Below are 17,913 nucleotides of genomic sequence, written 5' to 3'. Positions count from 1 at the left end.
TCAAGAGGGACTGTCTGATTGAATATTTTAGTGTGTTTTGCACTGATCGTACAGGTCTTGTTCCTTCAAAACCTTGATTAGCGTTTCACCCATTACGGATGGAGTTTCAGCAACCTGGATGCCGCACTCGTTCATTACGCGGATCTTTTCATCTGCTGTACCCTTACCGCCTGAAATGATCGCACCAGCGTGGCCCATGCGCTTTCCAGGAGGTGCAGTTCTTCCGCCGATGAAGCCGACAACAGGTTTCGTCATGTTTGCCTTAACCCACTCAGCTGCTTCTTCCTCAGCCGTTCCGCCGATTTCACCGATCATGATGACCGCATACGTTTCCGGATCTTCATTGAATGCCTTCAGGACATCGATGAAGTTTGTTCCGTTAACTGGGTCTCCGCCAATCCCTACAGCAGTAGACTGGCCGATTCCAGCTTGTGTTAATTGGTGTACTGCTTCATAAGTCAACGTTCCAGAACGTGATACAACGCCGACATGGCCTTTTGTATGGATATATCCAGGCATGATTCCAATCTTGCACTCTTCAGGAGTGATGACACCCGGGCAGTTAGGTCCTACAAGGCGAGTCTTCCTGCCTTCCATGTAACGCTTCACCTTTACCATATCCAACACAGGGATATGCTCAGTGATACAGATTGCCAAATCAAGCTCTGCATCAACAGCTTCCACAATCGCATCTGCCGCGAATGGAGCCGGCACGTAGATTACAGACGCATTAGCACCTGTTGCTTCAACAGCTTCTTGTACAGTATTGAATACAGGCACGCCTTCAACTTCTGTACCGCCTTTGCCTGGAGATGTTCCTCCAACAATTTTTGTACCATATTCAAGCATTTGTTTTGTGTGGAAAAGGGCAGTAGAACCCGTAATCCCTTGAACAATGACCTTTGTATCTTTATTAATGAATACGCTCACGTCAAATTCTCTCCTTTCGATCCTACTTAACTAATGAAACGATTTTTTCAGCGCCGTCTGCCATTGATTCAGCAGCAATGATATTCAAGCCAGACTCATTAAGAATCTGTTTTCCAAGATCAACGTTCGTACCTTCAAGGCGAACAACAAGCGGAACTTCAAGTCCAACCTGCTTGGCAGCTTCCACTACACCAGTAGCGATTACATCACACTTCATGATGCCGCCGAAGATATTAACAAAGATTCCTTTTACGTTTGGATCTGAAAGGATGATTTTGAATGCTTCCGTTACTTTCTCAGCAGTTGCGCCGCCCCCAACATCAAGGAAGTTTGCAGGGTCTCCGCCGTAATGCTTAACGATGTCCATAGTTGCCATCGCAAGACCTGCACCGTTAACCATGCAGCCGATGTTTCCATCTAGAGAAATATAGCTGAGGTCATACTTCGATGCTTCGATTTCCTTTGGATCTTCTTCTTCAAGGTCGCGGTACTCAAGGATATCCTTCTGGCGGTATAGCGCGTTTGAATCGAAGTTCAATTTAGCGTCAAGTGCCATTACCTGTCCGTCACCAGTCACAACCAATGGGTTGATTTCAGCGATTGAACAATCCTTTTCGACATAAGCGTTATATAAGCCCATCATGAACTTTACAGCCTGGTTGACCAGTTCCTTAGGGATGTTGATATTGAATGCGATACGGCGAGCCTGGTATGGCATAAGACCAACTACAGGATCGATTTCTTCTTTGAAGATTTTTTCAGGAGTCGCTTCCGCAACTTCTTCAATTTCCGTTCCGCCTTCTTCAGAAGCCATAAGAACAACGCGTGAAGTAGCACGGTCAAGCACAAGGCCTACATAGTACTCCTTCTTGATGTCACAGCCTTCCTCAATCAACAGGCGTTTTACTTCCTTGCCTTCTGGACCAGTCTGGTGAGTGACCAGTGTCTTGCCTAAGATCTCAGAAGCATATGTACGTACTTCATCAAGGTTCTTAGCAACCTTGACACCGCCGGCTTTACCCCTTCCGCCAGCATGGATTTGAGCTTTTACAACAACTACCGATGACCCAAGCTCTTTAGCTGCTTCAACAGCTTCATCAACTGTAAAAGCAACCTTCCCATTCGGTACTTTTACCCCATATTTTCTGAGGATTTCTTTTCCTTGATACTCATGGACATTCATTTCCCATCCTCCTATCTATTAGGAAAACCCGTATCTCCAGAACCCTGAAAATACACTTTCCTAAGTAGAAAATATAATTCATTTAAATTTTTAAAAAATAGACTGCGCTTTCATTTTATATAATGAAATATTGATTGTCTACCATTATGATTTAAATATTTCCCCATTTTAAATATTGCAAAAAAATATCGATATAAATACCCACCCACACAAAAAGCCGGGACGACTGCATTCCCCGGCTTTTTCTATGAAAGTTACACTAAAAAAAACTATATCAAATTGGGTTTGTGAAAATATTATTTTTGTCTTCCTGCTTGTTGATCCAAATGGTAGACAAAGGAAAATACTTCGGCTACTGCTTGATATAGTTCCTCTGGTATCCGTTCATTCAGTTCAAGCTGGCTCAACACTTCAACAAGTGATGGGTCTTCCTGGATGGGAATATCATGATCCTTGGCTTTTTCAATGATTTGTTCAGCCAAAAGACCTTTTCCCTTTGCCATCACTTTAGGAGCGTCCATACTTCCCGCATTATACCCCAGGGCAACTGCTGATTTCCTTGTATGCTTTGGTGGTTTCATATTTTGATATCCACTCCGCTATATTCTTTTTGGCTATATAGATCTGACAGGACGCGCTGGTTCTTCCCAGACTGGGATTGTCCGGGGAGATGGAAGTGAACGGAAGACAGCTGATAATTGATTTCAGCTAATTTTGATTTCAACACTGGCGTCAATTGCTCAGCCATTTTTTTCAGAACCGTATTTTCGTTGAAAATCTGGACGCTCAGAATACGATTCTGAACTTGCATATCAACGATTAGATCATTTAGATGTTCAAGTTTAAGGTAAAAGAGTACTCGGCAAAAATCAGCGTCAATCTTTCCATCCTCGGTTTTCTTCCCGCTCCATTGCATCGTAAGTTCATTCGTTTTTCCACCTAGTACAAATGGAATCTGCACAACAAGCTGCTGAATCGGGCCTGCTTCCTGCGAGAGGAGCTGGAACCCGGTGAGTTTGTTCAAAAGCAGCTCCGAAGCTTCTTTGACAGCTGGAGGCGGATTCTCGTTCAATAGGCGCAGCACCATAGATTTCACTGACTCCGTAACTGGTGCCTTGCCAATCTCACCATCTTTTAATACTTCGCCTAGCTGGTGTTCGTAAGACAGTCCAAGAGCTGATAGGAATCTTTTTATTTTTGCATCAGTGAGCAATGTAGCACCGGTTTCTTGCAGCGGAGCCGGCTGTTCTGCCTTTACCACTGCTTCTGATAAAAGCTGCGCCTGCAGGCCTGATAACTGATGCTGACTCACAGCTTTTAAAAGGTCCATACCAGCCTGTCGCCACGTTTCCTTCCCCGCGAGAAGGCCGGAAAGGGACTCGCCATCACCCGTCACTGACATTAACTGTTTGAATGCATGCAGTCCCTGCTGCACGTCCGCTTCTTTGGCTGGTGGTCGGTTGACTAGAAATTTAAGTGACTCTATCAGCTCATTAGCAGCTAGTGGCTTTGCAGGAATCAAGCTTGTGATCATCTGCCTGGCCGCAGCAAAATCACCATTATCTACAAGTGTTATGATATTTTTGACAGAATTCAGCCCTTCAGGCATTTCTTCTCCGGTTGTACTGTAGTGCAACAGCCTAGCAAACATCTGTTGCAAAAGGATGCTCTCGCTGTTTTTTGGTGGTATTGCGCCAAACTGTTTAAGCAGCTCCAATGCCGCCTGACTTTCCTTTCCGTCCCTCTTAAGCCACATCGATGCCAGATGATTCAGCGCGGTTTCAGAAGCAGCTGTTTTATTGGCTGGGATCATCTCATTCAATAGTTTTTTAAGGCTTATCCCTACAGCGGAATCTGATACCGGATCTAATGCCTTTTCAAGCTTTTCCATCAACAGGAGCAAAGATGGTTCTTTTGTGGCAGTATAGAGTGCCTCAAACGCTGCCTGTGTAACCGGAATGCCTCTAGTCAATATCATTTTTAAAGCATCCTGACCAGCGCTGCGGGAATCTACCATACTTAACCACTCTGATGCAAGCTTTAGCAGTTCACGGTTGACCGGAAGCTGCTCTTTGATAAAAAAGCGAACCAGATCCATGTTTTCCTTTGTAGGCTGCATAGAAAATTCCCCAAGTATTTTGGCGAGGCTCGCCGGCTGCCCTTTATCCTCAGCACCTTTGCCAACCACCTTTAAATGGACTTTTCCTTCTCCAGGCTGCACCTGGAACCAATAGCGCTCATTTGCTGACAACGGCGCCTCTAATTGAGCAATCATTTTCTGATTGCCGATTTGCACTTCAGCTACTTGCTCAGGGTACAGCTTTATGATCTTGCCGTTGATGATTTGTCCTGGCCTAAATTCAGCTGTTTTTATTTGCTGTGTGGTTTTTTGGTTAAATAAACCCTGCAACGCTCCTGTTTCCATGGTTCACCTGCTTTACCAGTTCTACTCAATACTCTCTCTTACCGGAGCGAAAGTCTTCCTGTGATGCTCTGTCACACCCTGCTCTCTAAGGGCCTTCAAGTGTTCAGGAGTTCCATACCCCATATTTGCCCCGAATCCATATTGGGGATATTCCAAACTATGTTCTTTCATCAGCCTATCCCTCGTCACCTTGGCAATAATGGAAGCTGCCGCGATGGAGATGCTTCTGGAATCCCCTTTGATCAGCGCTTCAAACGGATAAGGTGTGTCCAGCTTGACGGCATCTATCAGAAGATAGTCGGGTGTGATTCCTAATTCGTTAACAGCAGTAAGCATCGCTTTTTTGCTGGCCTGAAGAATATTTATTTCATCTATTTCCGCAGCACTGATTATTCCGACTCCAACACCAACGGCTTCTGCCATGATAATCTCAAAATATTCATCCCTTTTTGATTCTGTCAGTTTTTTAGAATCATTTAGACCTGGAAGATAAAAGTTCTCCGGCAGAATGACGGCTGCTGCCACAACCGGACCAGCAAGCGGACCTCGGCCAGCTTCATCTATCCCCGCTATATTCTGGAAACCTTCAGACCGGCATTTCTTTTCAAAGGAAGTCATGTTCACGAATTGCTCATGGACTAGTTTTTTTTGTGCTTCCTTCCTTTCCCATTTCAAAACGAGTTTTTGCACGCCTTTGCGGATGTCTTTTTTAAAGACTTTCAAAATTTCTTTGTCTACTTCCTCTTTCCCGAAAAGCTGCTGTTCAATTTCACTAATTGTGTATTTTTCCATCGATTTTCTCCTAAAATACTTCTTTATTATGTATCGGCATTTGAAATCAAAAATAAAGGCCCTGAGCTCAGGACCTTTATTTTTGTGTGTCGCCTTCTATTTCATCCAGGGATGCTAAATCCTCTGGACGTTCAAAAGATAGCGGACCTAGCTTTTCAGTCCGAATCTCCCTAATTACAAGCTCTGCGACTTTATCATAGTCTACGTATCCACCATGCATTCTGCAGCCGCGGAAATCGCCGATTTGATCAAATAGCTCTACAATCTCCTCTGGGAGTTCGGAAAGCTTGTATCTCTCCTGCAGCCGTTCTGGATAATGCTTTTCCAAGAATCTCAAAGCATATACAGCCAGATCTTGAAGATTGAGGATCGTATCTTTGATTGCCCCTGTAACTGCAAGCTTTGTTCCTACTTGCTGGTCCTCAAACTTCGGCCAAAGGATTCCCGGTGTATCGAGGAGTTCTAATTCTTTGCCAACTTTGATCCATTGCTGCGACTTAGTCACACCAGGCCTGTTCCCGGTCTGGGCGATATTCTTGCCGGCAAGCCTGTTGATCAAAGTCGATTTCCCAGCGTTCGGGATTCCGACAATCATTGCCCTGATTGCTCTCGGCTTGACTCCTTTTGATTTAAGGCGGTCAAATTTGTCTTTTAAAAGAACCTTTGATTCCTGGACTATTTGCTTTAAGCCGGTACCAGCTTGAGAATTGATCGCCAGCGCAGTGATCCCTTTTTCACGGTAGTAGCGAAGCCATTGTTCGGTCACGGATTTATCTGCCATATCAGCTTTATTCAGCAATACAATTCTCGGTTTGTGCTGGATGATTTCGTCAATCATTGGGTTCCTGGACGAATAGGGTATCCGTGCGTCCACCAATTCATAGATGACATCCACAAGCTTTAATTTTTCCGTGACCTCTCTGCGAGCCTTTGCCATATGGCCTGGAAACCATTGGATCGTCAAAGCAGCCACCTCCTATCTGTTATGCAATCTCCCGTATGCGTGTTGGAGTGCTTTCCTAGTCTATTGTGCGAATATCCTCAATTGGCCAATAGATGATGCTCGTCTTGCCGAGCACCTCATCAAATGGCACAGTGCCAATGTGTCGGCTATCCTTGCTGAAACGGCGATTATCGCCCATAACGAAAAGATGGCCTTCAGGAACAGTTTCCCTGCCAATCTTCTCTTCCAGTGTGAATGGATCCGTCAGCGGCCCATCAATTACCTGTTTTTTATATTCTTCCAAGTACGGTTCTTCATATGCTTTTCCATTGACATATAGCGTATCATTTTTATATTCTATCTTATCGCCTGGAAGGCCGATTACTCTTTTTATGTAATCTTTGTTCTCGGGTGCATGAAAGACAATGATATCGAATCTCTTTGGCTCCCCAGCCTTATAGCTAAGCTTATTCACGATCATCCTGTCCTGATCATGGAGTGTGGGCATCATGGATAAACCGTCCACCACGATCGGAGCAAATAAAAAGTATCGAATCACTGCTGCCAGCACGACAGCAATCAGAAGTGCCTTCGTCCATTCCCATAGTTCATTCTTCTTTTTCTCGGCCATTCTTTTCCCACCATTCCAAAATAAATGTTGTTTGAGTACATAACTTTATTTTACATAAGTCAGACAAGATAAACACGATGGGCGATGATTTTTTAAATAAATTTAATAATAGTTACACACTCATATTTGGAAAAGAATCTGAATGAAAAAGGAGCTTGGCTAGGCAAGCTCCTTTTTGACATTCATTCTTATCGAATTTCTTTAATACGAGCTTTCTTACCACGCAGGTTACGTAGGTAGTAAAGTTTCGCACGGCGGACTTTACCGCGGCGGATAACTTCAAGCTTCGCAATTTTTGGTGTGTGAACAGGGAAAGTACGCTCAACGCCTACTCCGTAAGAAACTTTACGTACTGTAAAAGTTTCGCTGATTCCACCGCCACGACGCTTAATCACTACACCTTCAAACAACTGGATACGTTCGCGAGTTCCTTCAACAACCTTAACGTGTACACGTACTGTGTCACCAGGACGGAAAGATGGAAGATCAGTGCGAAGTTGTGCTTTTGTGATTTCTTCGATTAATTGTTGCATCGTATTCAACTCCTCCCACGAATGCTCTTGCACACTTTCATTGCAGCGGAACATTGTTATAAGTGGCATATAGCACGTTTGCTTTTAGCCACAAGAAGTATCTTAACATAAACCGGACCTGTCTGCAATATTATTCATTCATTTTTCTTAGTTCATCAATCCACTTTTTTTGCTGCTCTGTCAGCTCTGCCTCGTCAAGAAGGTCTGGCCTTCTCTGGAGTGTTCTTCTTAAGCTTTCTTTCATTCGCCACTCATCAATCAGCTTATGGTTGCCAGAGACCAGAACGTCCGGGACCTTCAATCCACGGAAGTCTGCCGGTCTTGTATAATGAGGGTGCTCCAGCAGACCAGTGCTGAAGGAATCCTGGATATGGGACTCTTCACTGCCAAGGACTCCCGGAAGCAGACGCACGACACTGTCGATGACAACCATCGCTCCAAGCTCTCCTCCGGTCAGGACATAATCTCCGATGGATATCTCATCGGTGATGACATGCTCCCGTATTCGCTCATCATATCCTTCATAATGGCCGCAGATAAAAATCAAATGCTCTTCCTTTGCCAGCTCTTCCGCTTTCTTCTGTGTATATCGTTCACCCTGAGGGCACATGAGGATCACCCTCGGGGAAGTGCTTTTTGCTCGCTCTTTCAAATCCGTCACAGCATCGAAAATCGGCTGAGGTTTCAACACCATGCCAGCACCGCCGCCATATGGATAGTCGTCGACTGTCTGATGTTTGTTATCAGCAAAGTCCCTGAAATTGACAACATTGTACTGTGCCGCTCCTTTTTCAGCAGCTTTTTTCAGGATGGAATGACCAAATACGCCCTGAAACATTTCTGGAAAAATAGAAAGGACATCGATATTCATCATGAAAGAAGCCCTTCCATCGGCTCAATTTCAATAACCTTCTCCTTGACGTCCACTTTTTTCACGATGTCCTCAATATATGGGATCAGGAGTTCCTTGCCATTGCTTCCCTTTACAACCCAGACATCATTGGCACCCGGAGTCAAGATTTCGATGACCTTGCCGAGTTCCTCACCTTCTGTTGTAAACATGCTGCAGCCGATGATATCCTGGAAATAAAACTCGCCTTCCTCTAGATGCCCGCGCTGAGTTTCTGGAACCTTAAGGATGCCATCCCTCATTCTTTCTACCTGATTGACATTGTCGAACCCTTCAAATGTCAATAGGTTAAAATTCTTATGGACTCTGTGGCTTTTCACTATCAATTCCTCCGGTTCCTTTGAACCTGGCATGAATAAAAATAATGTATTCCCTATCTTATAGCGTTCCTCTGGAAAGTCGGTCCTTGAAATCACTCTAACTTCGCCGCGGATGCCATGCGTATTTACTATCTTTCCGACATTAAAATACTTTTCCATTTCTCAATCACCTCTCGCGTATTTCGGCCACGATGCCATCTTTCACAATAATAGTCTTTCCTGAAAGAAACTCATCCCATTGATCGCCAACACTAACGTCGACAATTCCTTGCAGCTCCGTTTCTTTAATTTCACTCCCAAGCGGAAGAATATGTAGTTGTTCTATTTGAAAATCCAGAAGCTTGATTTTTTCTTTATGAACTTTTATTTCTTGTTCAAAATGCTTTTTCAATGTTTCAGGCGAAAACTTCTTTGATTTTTCTAGCTTCTTCAGTTCAAATCTCAGTTGATCGCATTCCTTCTGCAGCTGAAGCTTTCTGGAGTGGTATTTTTGGTGGATTTTCTCCTTGCTCTCTTCCGTCAGTACCTGTTTGACTATGATTGTTTGCAGTACCTTCAAAGCATTTCCCCCTTAAAGCCAAGCTGATGAAAAATAATAATTAAACTATTGATCATAAATATATATCAAGTACCTATTATACCTTAATTTCTACAAATAGAAAAAAGGAGGGTTACCCCTCCCATTCAGAACAATCATTTATAGAGTTATCTATCTTCTGCTTGAGCAGATGATTGTCATTCGACGATTTCCAAGAAAATCTTCTTTTGCTGTGATGAACCTGCTGCATAGACTACTGTTCGAATCGCCTTTGCAACGCGTCCCTGCTTACCAATAACTTTGCCCATATCACTTTTGTTGACGGAAAGCTTATAGGTAACGCGCTGATCCTCTTCATGTTCATTTACATGGACATCTTCAGGAAAATCAACAAGTGGCTTCACGATCGTCTCAATTAATTCTTTCATGGGCGTGTCCACAATTACTTGCTAAGCTTTGAGTTGTGGAATTTTTCCATGATACCTTGCTTAGAGAACAAGTTACGCACTGTATCAGATGGTTTTGCACCGTCATTCAACCACTTAAGAACTAACTCTTCGTTAAGTTCAACCTTTGCTGGTTGAGCAACTGGGTTGTAAGTTCCTACAGACTCGATGAAACGGCCGTCACGTGGTGAACGAGAATCAGCTACTACAATACGATAGAAAGGAGACTTTTTAGCTCCCATACGCTTTAAACGAATTTTTACTGCCATTTTAAATAAGCACCTCCGAATAGTTTCACACAAGATAGAATAATACCAAATAGAAAACAGCTTGTAAAGTGTTTTTTCTTTACAGACTGAAAATACCTTAATTTACAAGTTAAAACGGATTGAATGGCAGTTTGAAACCGCCTTTTTTCTTGCCTTTTTGCTGCATGTTCGTCATCTGTTTCATCATCTTTTTCATATCTTCGAACTGCTTGAGCAGGCGGTTTACTTCCTGGATGGAGGTACCGCTACCCTTTGCGATCCGTTTCCGCCTGTTGGCGTTGATGACTTCAGGATGAGTTTTTTCATGGGCGGTCATTGACTGGATGATCGCCTCGACATGCGAGATTTGCTTTTCGTCGATTTGAAGATTGTTCATGCCCTTGATTTTGTTCGCGCCAGGCATCATTTTCAGGATTTCATCCAATGGCCCCATCTTTTTCACCTGGCCAAGCTGATCCAGGAAGTCATCGAGAGTAAAGGATGCAGTACGCATTTTTTTCTCAAGCTCTTTCGCCTTTTCTTCATCGACGTTTGCCTGCGCCTTCTCGATCAGGGTAAGAACGTCTCCCATACCCAGGATCCTGGACGCCATCCTTTCAGGGTGGAATGCTTCCAGGGCATCAAGCTTTTCACCAAGACCGACGAATTTGATCGGAGTATTGGTAACAGCACGGATGGATAGGGCTGCACCGCCACGTGTATCACCGTCAAGCTTTGTCAGGACAACACCAGTCAAGCCAAGCTGTTCATTGAAGCTTTGTGCGACATTCACGGCATCCTGACCTGTCATCGCATCGACAACAAGGAAAATCTCGTCTGGCTTGGAAAGCTCTTTGATCTGCTTCAGCTCGTCCATCAGGTTTTCATCCACATGGAGACGACCTGCAGTATCGATGAGGACATAGTCATTATGGTCTTCCTTCGCCTTGGCAATCGCCTGCTTAGCAATTTCAACAGGGCTTACCTGGTCTCCCAGCGAGAATACTGGCATGCTCAATTGCTTGCCGAGTGTCTCGAGCTGCTTGATGGCAGCTGGACGATAGATATCCGCCGCTACAAGCAACGGTTTTCGATTGTATTTTTTGCGAAGGAGATTTGCAAGCTTACCGGTGGTGGTCGTTTTACCAGCACCTTGAAGACCGACCATCATGATGACAGTCGGAGGACGATTTGCGGCAGCGATCTTGCTTTGCTCTCCGCCCATCAGCTCGGTAAGTTCTTCTTTAACGACTTTAATGACCTGCTGGCCCGGTGTCAGGCTTTTTACAACCTCCTGGCCAACTGCCCTTTCAGTGACTTTCTTGACGAAGTCTTTAACAACTTTAAAGTTAACGTCAGCCTCTAGAAGCGCCAGACGGACCTCTCGCATCATTTCTTTTACATCCGCTTCGGAGACCTTGCCTTTTCCACGGATCTTTTGCATCGTATTTTGCAGTCGGTCGGCCAATCCTTCAAATGCCATATCATGCGCCTCCCTAGTCTAATTTCTCAAGCTCGGCTATCATTTCATGCAAATCGTGATCGTTCTCTCCATCCCCGATACGCTCTTTCAACTTTGAAATAAGCTCACTTCTTTTCTGGAATTTTCCGAACAACAACAACTTTTCTTCATACTCCTCGAGCATCGCTTCCGTGCGTTTGATGTTGTCGTATACAGCCTGCCGGCTAACATCATACTCTTCAGCAATCTCTCCGAGCGAATAGTCATCAAGATAGTACAGAGCCATATAACTGCTTTGTTTTGGAGTCAGCAATGCCTGATAAAAGTCATACAAATAGTTCATCCGGTTCGTTTTCTCAAGCATTTCGATTCCCCCATGTTAAGTGAAATACCTTTACATTAAGAGTTTACACACGATCATCTTCCCTGTCAAGAAAAGTTCTTTACAGCGATTTGTTGGTAAATCACGATTCCTCTTCAGTTTCCTCTTTATCGACCACGTCTGCGAAAAGGCCATATACATACCTTTCAGCATCAAATTCCTGCAGGTCATCCATTTTTTCACCAAGGCCCACAAATTTAACCGGAATGTTCAGCTCATTGCGGATGGCAAGAACAATACCGCCCTTTGCTGTTCCATCTAGCTTAGTAAGGACGATGCCGCTTACGTCAGTCGCTTCTTTAAAAGTTTTAGCCTGGATCAAGGCGTTCTGGCCAGTAGTGGCATCAAGCACTAGCAATACTTCATGAGGAGCTCCCGGCACTTCCCGTTCAATGACACGCTTGACCTTTTCAAGTTCTTTCATAAGGTTTACCTTATTTTGCAATCTGCCGGCAGTATCACAAATCAGGATATCCGCTTTTCTTGACTTCGCCGACTGGACGGCATCATACATGACAGCTGCCGGATCAGAACCTTCAGCCTGCTTGATGACGTCGACACCAACGCGCTCTCCCCAGACTTCTAGTTGTTCGATTGCACCTGCACGGAAGGTATCTCCTGCAGCAAGCAAGACATTTTTCCCTTCTGACTTGAACTTATGGGCCAGTTTGCCGATAGTTGTTGTCTTGCCGACACCATTGACTCCAACGAACAAAATGACGGTCAACTCGTCTTGCTGGATGTTCAGCTCGAAAGAGTCATCATCAGATCCGGCCTCATAAATATCAACGAGCTTCTCGGAGATGACAGACTGGACTTCTTTTGTATCCTGGATATTGCGGCGTTTGACCTCTTTTTTCAGCTCTTCGATTAATTCCATTACCGTTTCGAAGCCAACGTCTGCCTGGATCAAAATTTCTTCCAGCTCTTCGAAAAATTCTTCATCAACTTTACGATAGCGCGATACAAGGTCATTCACTTTATTGGAAAAATTATCCCTTGTTTTCGTCAAACCATCTTTGAATTTCTCTGTGACACTTTCAGTTTGTGTCGTAAACTTTTCTTTTAGTTTCTTAAAAAAACTCATGGTTCCATCGCCTTCCTACATTAATTCAATAAGTCCCCGTTCCGCTTTAGGAAATGAACAGGTGCAGCCCATCTCTCTAGAGCGGGAACGTTTTTATTATGCTTTCACCAGTTCATTTGAATCTTCTAGCCGGACGGATACCAGCTTGGAGACTCCAGATTCCTGCATGGTCACACCATAAAGGACGTCCGCTTCTTCCATTGTACCTTTGCGGTGAGTGATCACAATAAACTGTGTTTCTTCACGGTATTTCTTCAGGTATTGAGCGAAACGGTAAACATTGGCTTCATCCAATGCAGCTTCCACTTCATCCAGGATACAGAATGGTACTGGACGGACTTTCAGGATGGAGAACAATAGTGCAATCGCCGTCAACGCGCGCTCACCGCCAGATAATAGACCAAGGTTTTGCAGTTTCTTTCCAGGTGGCTGAGCGACAATTTCAACCCCAGTATTCAGGAGATCATCAGGCTGAGTAAGCCTCAGGTCCGCTCTGCCGCCACCAAACAATGCCTGGAACACGGACTCGAAGTGTGAACGGATCGCGGTGAATGTCTGTTCAAACCGCTTTTTCATCTCATGGTCCATTTCCTCGATAACAAGGAATAAAGTATCCTTGGCTTCCTGCAGATCATTTTTCTGCTCCAAAAGAAATTCATAGCGCTCTGAGACACGCTCGTATTCTTCAATAGAACCAAGGTTCACCGTTCCCAGTTCCTCAATCGACATTTTGATCAGCTTAACTTTTCTTCTCGCCTCATCTGCCGGGATGGTCAAAGGATATTGTTCCTTTGCCGCTTCATATGAAAGCAAATATTCCTCGCGAAGGTGGGCAAGCTTATTATCCAGTTCAACGTCAAGTCTGTTCAGCTTCACTTCTTCGTCCCTGAGAACTTCATTGATGCCCTTTAGAATACGCCTTAACTCCTTCGATTCCAGCTCCTGGTCCTCGAGCTTATTTTGAAGCTCCATACGCTCATTCCTGCGTGAAGAAATCAGCTTAAGCGTTTCATTCTTGTCCTGCAGCTTTCTTCTTGCCGCTTCTTCCAATTGCGTTTCACCAGAAGAACTATCGGTCATTTCAGACGAAAGAAGAGATAGATCCTCTTTTAAAATATCCAATTTCCGTGATTGGTCCTCTGCCTGGTTAACGGCAGAATCAAGCTTTTCCTTCACATGGGAAAGCTGTTCTTTCTTGGAAGCCAAGCTGATCTTTAAATCACTGATCTCAGATACTAGTGTATCTTTGGAGGTAGAATTCGAGTTCTTCAGCTCGGTCAGGCGTTCTATTTCTTTATCGAATTGCAAAAGATTTTCACGATACTTAGCCAGTAGGCCGTCGAGTTCAACCAATCTAGATTCTAGCTTTACTTTATCGGTATCAAGCTGTGTCTTCTCAGAATCGTATACAGATAACCGTTCATTTATATTTTTCTGTTCCAATTCTACTTCCCGCAGGTCACCTTTTAAGCCCTGCTGTTTGAAGCGAAGCTCTTCCCCTGCTTTCCGCAGTTCTTCAAGCCTTGCTTCACTTGCTTGTGTTTCTGCCTTTAATGATCTGACCTTCGATTCAAGAGAGCTGGTCTTTTCTTCCATATCAGCAAGCTTGTTCGTTAAGTCCTCTAGTTCTCCCTTCCGGCTAAGGAGAGAACTCGATTTTTGCTTCACTGCTCCCCCAGTCATCGACCCGCCTGGATTGACCACATCGCCATCAAGTGTAACGATCCTGCTGCGGTATTGCAGCATTTTGGCAATTTCATTGGCACCCTTTAAATCTCGAGCGATTACTACATTGCCAAGCAAGTTCTTTACGACTTCAGCATACTTTTGATCGAATTGAATCAATTCAGCAGCAGTGCCGATATACGCACTGTTGCCTGAAAGAAGCGCAAGCTGTGAGGAAGCCAGATATTTCCCTTTAATGATGCTCATTGGCAGGAAGGTAGCTCGGCCAAATGATTTTTGCTTCAGGAACTGGATTGCTGCTCTCGCATTCTCTTCATTTTGGACAACAATATGCTGCATCGCACCGCCGAGAGCGGTTTCCACTGCCGTTTCATATTGCTTAGGAACTTGGATGAGTTCAGCTATCGCACCCTCTATTCCTTGCAGACGGGTGTCCCTCGCCTTCAGTACTTCTTTTACACCTTGGAAAAAGCCTGAATAATCCTCTTCCATTTCTTCGAGCATTTCTTTCTTTGATTTAGCTTGCTGCAAGTACTGATAGGCCTGATACAATGTTTTCTCTTGCTTCTCGTAATTATTCCGTAAGGATTCAAGCTTCTTCTGTTCTTCAAAAAAGATTCTAGCCTGCTCCTCCAATTCCTGCTGGGTAGAGGCGACCTTTTTCTCTATTTCCGCTTTCCTCTCATTGATTTCATCCCGAACTGAGACAAAACGATCGTTGTCATTATCCAGCCTGAATCCTTTGGCTGCTTGCTGTTGCAGCTGTTGTTCAATATAGATTTTTTCATTTTTGGCACCAGCCTGTTCGTTCAGCACCTCGATGTAATCGCTTTTGATAGAATCGATTTTATGCTCGACATCTTCACTGTATAACTTTAACTGCTCCTGCTTCTGCTGAAGCTCTTTCTGGAATGCGGCAGCTTCGCCAGCTAATACAGAAACAGATTGTTCGTACTCAGCCTTCTGGTTTTCCAGCTGCTCAATCGAAGATGTCAGCTCCTCAATATTCTTTTCTAGCTGCCCTTTGTTTTGTGATGCATTCTTCTTTCTTTCCTTGAGTACTTCTCTTCTGCCTTCAAGCTTTTCTAGCTCCTCACTTGCATACAAAAGCACATTCTGCAAATCACTGACTGATTCGTCCAGCGCGGCAAGCTGGTCCCTCATTTTTTCAATTTCAGCTTCTTTCTTCTGAAGGCCAGCAGACTGTTTGATTTCATTTTCCTTATGCTGTTCAAGCTGCCTGGAAAGCTGTTCCCATCGCCCATGCAGTTCTTCGATTTCATAGGCAGTCAACGCTACTTCAATCTGTTCTAGTTCTTCCTTTTGCTGCAGGTAATCCTTTGCAATTGCAGCCTGGATTTTTAACGGCTCTACCTGGCCTTCTAATTCATGGATGATGTCCGTTACCCGATTTAAATTCTCTTGCGTTTCAAAAAGCTTGCTTTCTGCTTTTTTCTTTCGGGATTTGTATTTCAGGACACCAGCAGCCTCTTCAAAAATCGTTCTGCGGTCCTCAGGTTTGCTGTTGAGGATTTCCTCAACCCTGCCCTGGCTAATTATTGAGAAAGCTTCACGGCCCAGTCCTGAATCCATGAACAAATCAACAATATCCTTAAGTCGGCAATTCTGTTTGTTGATCAAATATTCACTGTCTCCTGAACGGTAGACACGTCGGGTTACACTCACTTCATTGTAATCCAGCGGCAGTGATTGATCTTCGTTATCAAGGGTCAACGTTACTTCTGCGAAATTCAGCGGCTTCCGCGAATCACTTCCGGCAAAAATGATATCTTCCATTTTTGCACCACGGAGCGACTTGGCTGATTGTTCCCCCAGAACCCAGCGGATGGAGTCAGTAATATTGCTTTTCCCGCTACCATTTGGACCCACGACAGCAGTCACACCTGGAACGAATTCTACTGAAATCCTTTCCGCAAACGATTTAAAGCCGACCACATCTAATCGTTTTAAAAACAATATGGCTCTCCCTTTCCAGTTAAACTATTTCTCTAAGTTGACATTCGAAAAGCGCAAGCGCCTTGTCCAGCCCCGACAAGCGCTGGAGGGCCGACCAGTGAAGTCGTTCTTTGACTTCATTGGGCTGACCGAAATCGAAAAGTATAGCCGACTGCCCAGAAACGCAGAAACTGGAAACTCCGACAAAGAAGCGCTTTTTGCTTCTGCCGGCGGAGTTGAAGTTTCGGAGTTTCTAGGAGGCGAAACTAGACAATTCGAAAAGCGGAGGCGACTGCCCAACTCCGACAAGCGTTGGAGGGCTTGACAGTGAAGTCGCTCTTTGACTTCATTGGCAGGACCGAAACGTCTCGAGGAGTTAGGAGCCGCAGCTAGACAAGCGACTCGAGGGACTAGGCGCTGGGCTGGACAATTTTGAGTTTTAGATGCATCTTCTTTTGTATGAATTGTTCTATTTATCGCCCATTTCCATATTCGCTTCCATATGGGACTTCAATTTTTCAAGGGCCATCTGGGCAGCATGTTGCTCGGCTTCCTTTTTCGAGCGTCCAGTGCCTGTCCCTAATTCTTGCCCATTCAAGAAAACTCTGGATTCGAATTCACGGCTGTGCGCTGGGCCAATTTCCTTCATGATCCGATATTCAAGCGAGCCCGCACCGTCCCGCTGTACAAGTTCCTGAAGCTGGCTCTTAAAATCCATCACATGAGAAAAAGCACCGTCATTGATTTTCGGAAACACGATTTCCTCTAGGAATGTAGTGACTGTTTCAATTCCTTTATCCAGGTATAAGGCACCGATGAACGCCTCGAATACATCTGCCAACAGGGCAGGCCTTGTTCTTCCACCAGTCATTTCTTCTCCCTTGCCAAGCAAAACAAGTTCACCAAAGGAAAGTTCGTTGGCAAAAGCTACAAGTGATGGTTCACAAACGACAGCCGCGCGCAGCTTTGTAAGTTCTCCTTCACTCATCATCGGGTATTTCTTATATAAGAATCGGGATACAGTCAGTTCCAAAACAGCGTCACCAAGAAACTCCAGCCTCTCATTATCTTCATGAGGCTTTCTCCGATGCTCATTCACATAGGATGAATGTGTAAATGCCTGTTTTAAAAGCTTCTCACTATCAAAATGAATACCAATTTTGTCCTGGAATTCTTTGAATTTCTGCTCCTTTGCGCGAGTATTCTTTTTTTCTCTTTCTCTTCCATTGTTGCGCATGATTTATTCCACCTTGCTCATAATTTAAAGCTGTTATTAAATGATTTGCAGATTTCGTTGATCGTGTCATTGCAAAACAAAACAGACTACTAACAGTTTACAAAAAATAACGCCAATAAAGCAAAAAAACTTGGTCTATTCCAGCAGATTACTTTTTTCGTCGCTGAGTTACATCCCAAATAACATTAGGAGCATAGATTTTAG

General features: G+C 44.3%; 19 protein-coding genes. 1 reads left to right on the top strand and 18 read right to left on the bottom strand.

The genetic code is table 11. From position 1 onward, the window contains the following. Positions 1–27: 27 nt before the first annotated feature. The 17 genes from sucD to smc form a co-directional block, all read right to left on the bottom strand. Entirely contained in the window at positions 28–930 is a 903-nt protein-coding gene (gene sucD, locus AB5I83_RS15935; protein ID WP_448976602.1) for a succinate--CoA ligase subunit alpha, read from the bottom strand. A gap of 22 nt (positions 931–952) precedes the next feature. After that, positions 953–2,113 carry an ADP-forming succinate--CoA ligase subunit beta gene (gene sucC / locus AB5I83_RS15930; protein ID WP_167831764.1) on the bottom strand — a complete coding sequence of 387 codons (1,161 nt, stop codon included), beginning with the start codon at positions 2,111–2,113 and terminating at the stop codon, positions 953–955. Between the two features lie 296 nt (positions 2,114–2,409). Then, a complete protein-coding gene (locus AB5I83_RS15925; protein WP_167831765.1) occupies positions 2,410–2,694 on the bottom strand; it encodes an EscU/YscU/HrcU family type III secretion system export apparatus switch protein in 285 nt (94 codons plus the stop codon). Then, positions 2,691–4,538 carry a hypothetical protein gene (locus AB5I83_RS15920; protein ID WP_448976600.1) on the bottom strand — a complete coding sequence of 616 codons (1,848 nt, stop codon included), beginning with the start codon at positions 4,536–4,538 and terminating at the stop codon, positions 2,691–2,693. The genes AB5I83_RS15925 and AB5I83_RS15920 overlap by 4 nt, the downstream gene beginning before the upstream one ends. A 21-nt stretch (positions 4,539–4,559) precedes the next feature. After that, positions 4,560–5,330 (bottom strand): ribonuclease HII, encoded by a 771-nt coding sequence (locus tag AB5I83_RS15915; RefSeq protein WP_448976598.1) that lies wholly within the window; start codon positions 5,328–5,330, stop codon positions 4,560–4,562. A gap of 76 nt (positions 5,331–5,406) precedes the next feature. Next, positions 5,407–6,294 carry a ribosome biogenesis GTPase YlqF gene (gene ylqF / locus AB5I83_RS15910; protein WP_448976596.1) on the bottom strand — a complete coding sequence of 296 codons (888 nt, stop codon included), beginning with the start codon at positions 6,292–6,294 and terminating at the stop codon, positions 5,407–5,409. A gap of 55 nt (positions 6,295–6,349) precedes the next feature. Beyond that, complete coding sequence (lepB, locus tag AB5I83_RS15905) at positions 6,350–6,904, bottom strand: signal peptidase I (protein ID WP_448976594.1); 555 nt, start codon at positions 6,902–6,904, stop codon at positions 6,350–6,352. Between the two features lie 188 nt (positions 6,905–7,092). Further along, positions 7,093–7,437 carry a 50S ribosomal protein L19 gene (gene rplS, locus AB5I83_RS15900; RefSeq protein WP_079508409.1) on the bottom strand — a complete coding sequence of 115 codons (345 nt, stop codon included), beginning with the start codon at positions 7,435–7,437 and terminating at the stop codon, positions 7,093–7,095. Positions 7,438–7,567: 130 nt separating this feature from the next. After that, the gene (gene trmD, locus AB5I83_RS15895) at positions 7,568–8,308 is read right to left on the bottom strand and encodes a tRNA (guanosine(37)-N1)-methyltransferase TrmD (protein ID WP_448977142.1); all 741 of its coding nucleotides are present in this window, start codon (positions 8,306–8,308) and stop codon (positions 7,568–7,570) included. Further along, entirely contained in the window at positions 8,308–8,826 is a 519-nt protein-coding gene (gene rimM, locus AB5I83_RS15890) for a ribosome maturation factor RimM (RefSeq protein ID WP_167831770.1), read from the bottom strand. The genes trmD and rimM overlap by 1 nt, the downstream gene beginning before the upstream one ends. Positions 8,827–8,833: 7 nt before the next feature. After that, positions 8,834–9,226, bottom strand: coding sequence for a YlqD family protein (locus AB5I83_RS15885; protein WP_448976591.1), 393 nt, complete (start codon positions 9,224–9,226; stop codon positions 8,834–8,836). Positions 9,227–9,402: 176 nt separating this feature from the next. Beyond that, on the bottom strand, positions 9,403–9,633 hold the full coding sequence (locus tag AB5I83_RS15880) for a KH domain-containing protein (protein ID WP_023614919.1): 231 nt from the start codon (positions 9,631–9,633) through the stop codon (positions 9,403–9,405). A 14-nt stretch (positions 9,634–9,647) separates the two neighbouring features. Beyond that, positions 9,648–9,920, bottom strand: a complete 273-nt coding sequence (rpsP, locus tag AB5I83_RS15875; protein ID WP_167831772.1) for a 30S ribosomal protein S16 — start codon at positions 9,918–9,920, stop codon at positions 9,648–9,650. Positions 9,921–10,029: 109 nt separating this feature from the next. Beyond that, the gene (gene ffh / locus AB5I83_RS15870; protein ID WP_167831773.1) at positions 10,030–11,382 is read right to left on the bottom strand and encodes a signal recognition particle protein; all 1,353 of its coding nucleotides are present in this window, start codon (positions 11,380–11,382) and stop codon (positions 10,030–10,032) included. Positions 11,383–11,395: 13 nt separating this feature from the next. Continuing rightward, the gene (locus tag AB5I83_RS15865) at positions 11,396–11,725 is read right to left on the bottom strand and encodes a putative DNA-binding protein (RefSeq protein ID WP_448976588.1); all 330 of its coding nucleotides are present in this window, start codon (positions 11,723–11,725) and stop codon (positions 11,396–11,398) included. Between the two features lie 100 nt (positions 11,726–11,825). Further along, positions 11,826–12,830 (bottom strand): signal recognition particle-docking protein FtsY, encoded by a 1,005-nt coding sequence (gene ftsY, locus AB5I83_RS15860; protein WP_448976586.1) that lies wholly within the window; start codon positions 12,828–12,830, stop codon positions 11,826–11,828. Positions 12,831–12,926: 96 nt separating this feature from the next. Further along, positions 12,927–16,493, bottom strand: a complete 3,567-nt coding sequence (smc, locus tag AB5I83_RS15855; protein WP_448976584.1) for a chromosome segregation protein SMC — start codon at positions 16,491–16,493, stop codon at positions 12,927–12,929. A 97-nt stretch (positions 16,494–16,590) separates the two neighbouring features. Between smc and AB5I83_RS15850 the strand changes: the two genes are divergently transcribed. Further along, on the top strand, positions 16,591–16,797 hold the full coding sequence (locus tag AB5I83_RS15850) for a hypothetical protein (RefSeq protein ID WP_448976582.1): 207 nt from the start codon (positions 16,591–16,593) through the stop codon (positions 16,795–16,797). A 144-nt stretch (positions 16,798–16,941) separates the two neighbouring features. Here the strand turns inward: AB5I83_RS15850 and rnc are convergent, their stop codons facing one another. Further along, positions 16,942–17,709 carry a ribonuclease III gene (gene rnc / locus AB5I83_RS15845; protein WP_448976580.1) on the bottom strand — a complete coding sequence of 256 codons (768 nt, stop codon included), beginning with the start codon at positions 17,707–17,709 and terminating at the stop codon, positions 16,942–16,944. Between the last annotated feature and the right edge of the window lie 204 nt (positions 17,710–17,913).

The organism is Mesobacillus sp. LC4, assembly GCF_053543455.1.
The sequence above is the reverse complement of the archived record's forward strand: the minus strand, read 5'-3'. Positions and strand labels throughout refer to the sequence as shown.

Excerpts from the sequence above, each read along its gene's own strand:
- AB5I83_RS15920 (WP_448976600.1), bottom strand. The coding sequence starts at position 4,538 with ATGGAAACAGGAGCGTTGCAGGGTTTATTTAACCAAAAAACCACACAG.
- rnc (WP_448976580.1), bottom strand. The coding sequence starts at position 17,709 with ATGCGCAACAATGGAAGAGAAAGAGAAAAAAAGAATACTCGCGCAAAG.
- AB5I83_RS15925 (WP_167831765.1), bottom strand. The coding sequence starts at position 2,694 with ATGAAACCACCAAAGCATACAAGGAAATCAGCAGTTGCCCTGGGGTAT.
- AB5I83_RS15880 (WP_023614919.1), bottom strand. The coding sequence starts at position 9,633 with ATGAAAGAATTAATTGAGACGATCGTGAAGCCACTTGTTGATTTTCCT.
- trmD (WP_448977142.1), bottom strand. The coding sequence starts at position 8,308 with ATGAATATCGATGTCCTTTCTATTTTTCCAGAAATGTTTCAGGGCGTA.
- rpsP (WP_167831772.1), bottom strand. The coding sequence starts at position 9,920 with ATGGCAGTAAAAATTCGTTTAAAGCGTATGGGAGCTAAAAAGTCTCCT.
- AB5I83_RS15915 (WP_448976598.1), bottom strand. The coding sequence starts at position 5,330 with ATGGAAAAATACACAATTAGTGAAATTGAACAGCAGCTTTTCGGGAAA.
- rplS (WP_079508409.1), bottom strand. The coding sequence starts at position 7,437 with ATGCAACAATTAATCGAAGAAATCACAAAAGCACAACTTCGCACTGAT.
- ftsY (WP_448976586.1), bottom strand. The coding sequence starts at position 12,830 with ATGAGTTTTTTTAAGAAACTAAAAGAAAAGTTTACGACACAAACTGAA.
- AB5I83_RS15865 (WP_448976588.1), bottom strand. The coding sequence starts at position 11,725 with ATGCTTGAGAAAACGAACCGGATGAACTATTTGTATGACTTTTATCAG.
- lepB (WP_448976594.1), bottom strand. The coding sequence starts at position 6,904 with ATGGCCGAGAAAAAGAAGAATGAACTATGGGAATGGACGAAGGCACTT.
- rimM (WP_167831770.1), bottom strand. The coding sequence starts at position 8,826 with ATGGAAAAGTATTTTAATGTCGGAAAGATAGTAAATACGCATGGCATC.
- ffh (WP_167831773.1), bottom strand. The coding sequence starts at position 11,382 with ATGGCATTTGAAGGATTGGCCGACCGACTGCAAAATACGATGCAAAAG.
- sucC (WP_167831764.1), bottom strand. The coding sequence starts at position 2,113 with ATGAATGTCCATGAGTATCAAGGAAAAGAAATCCTCAGAAAATATGGG.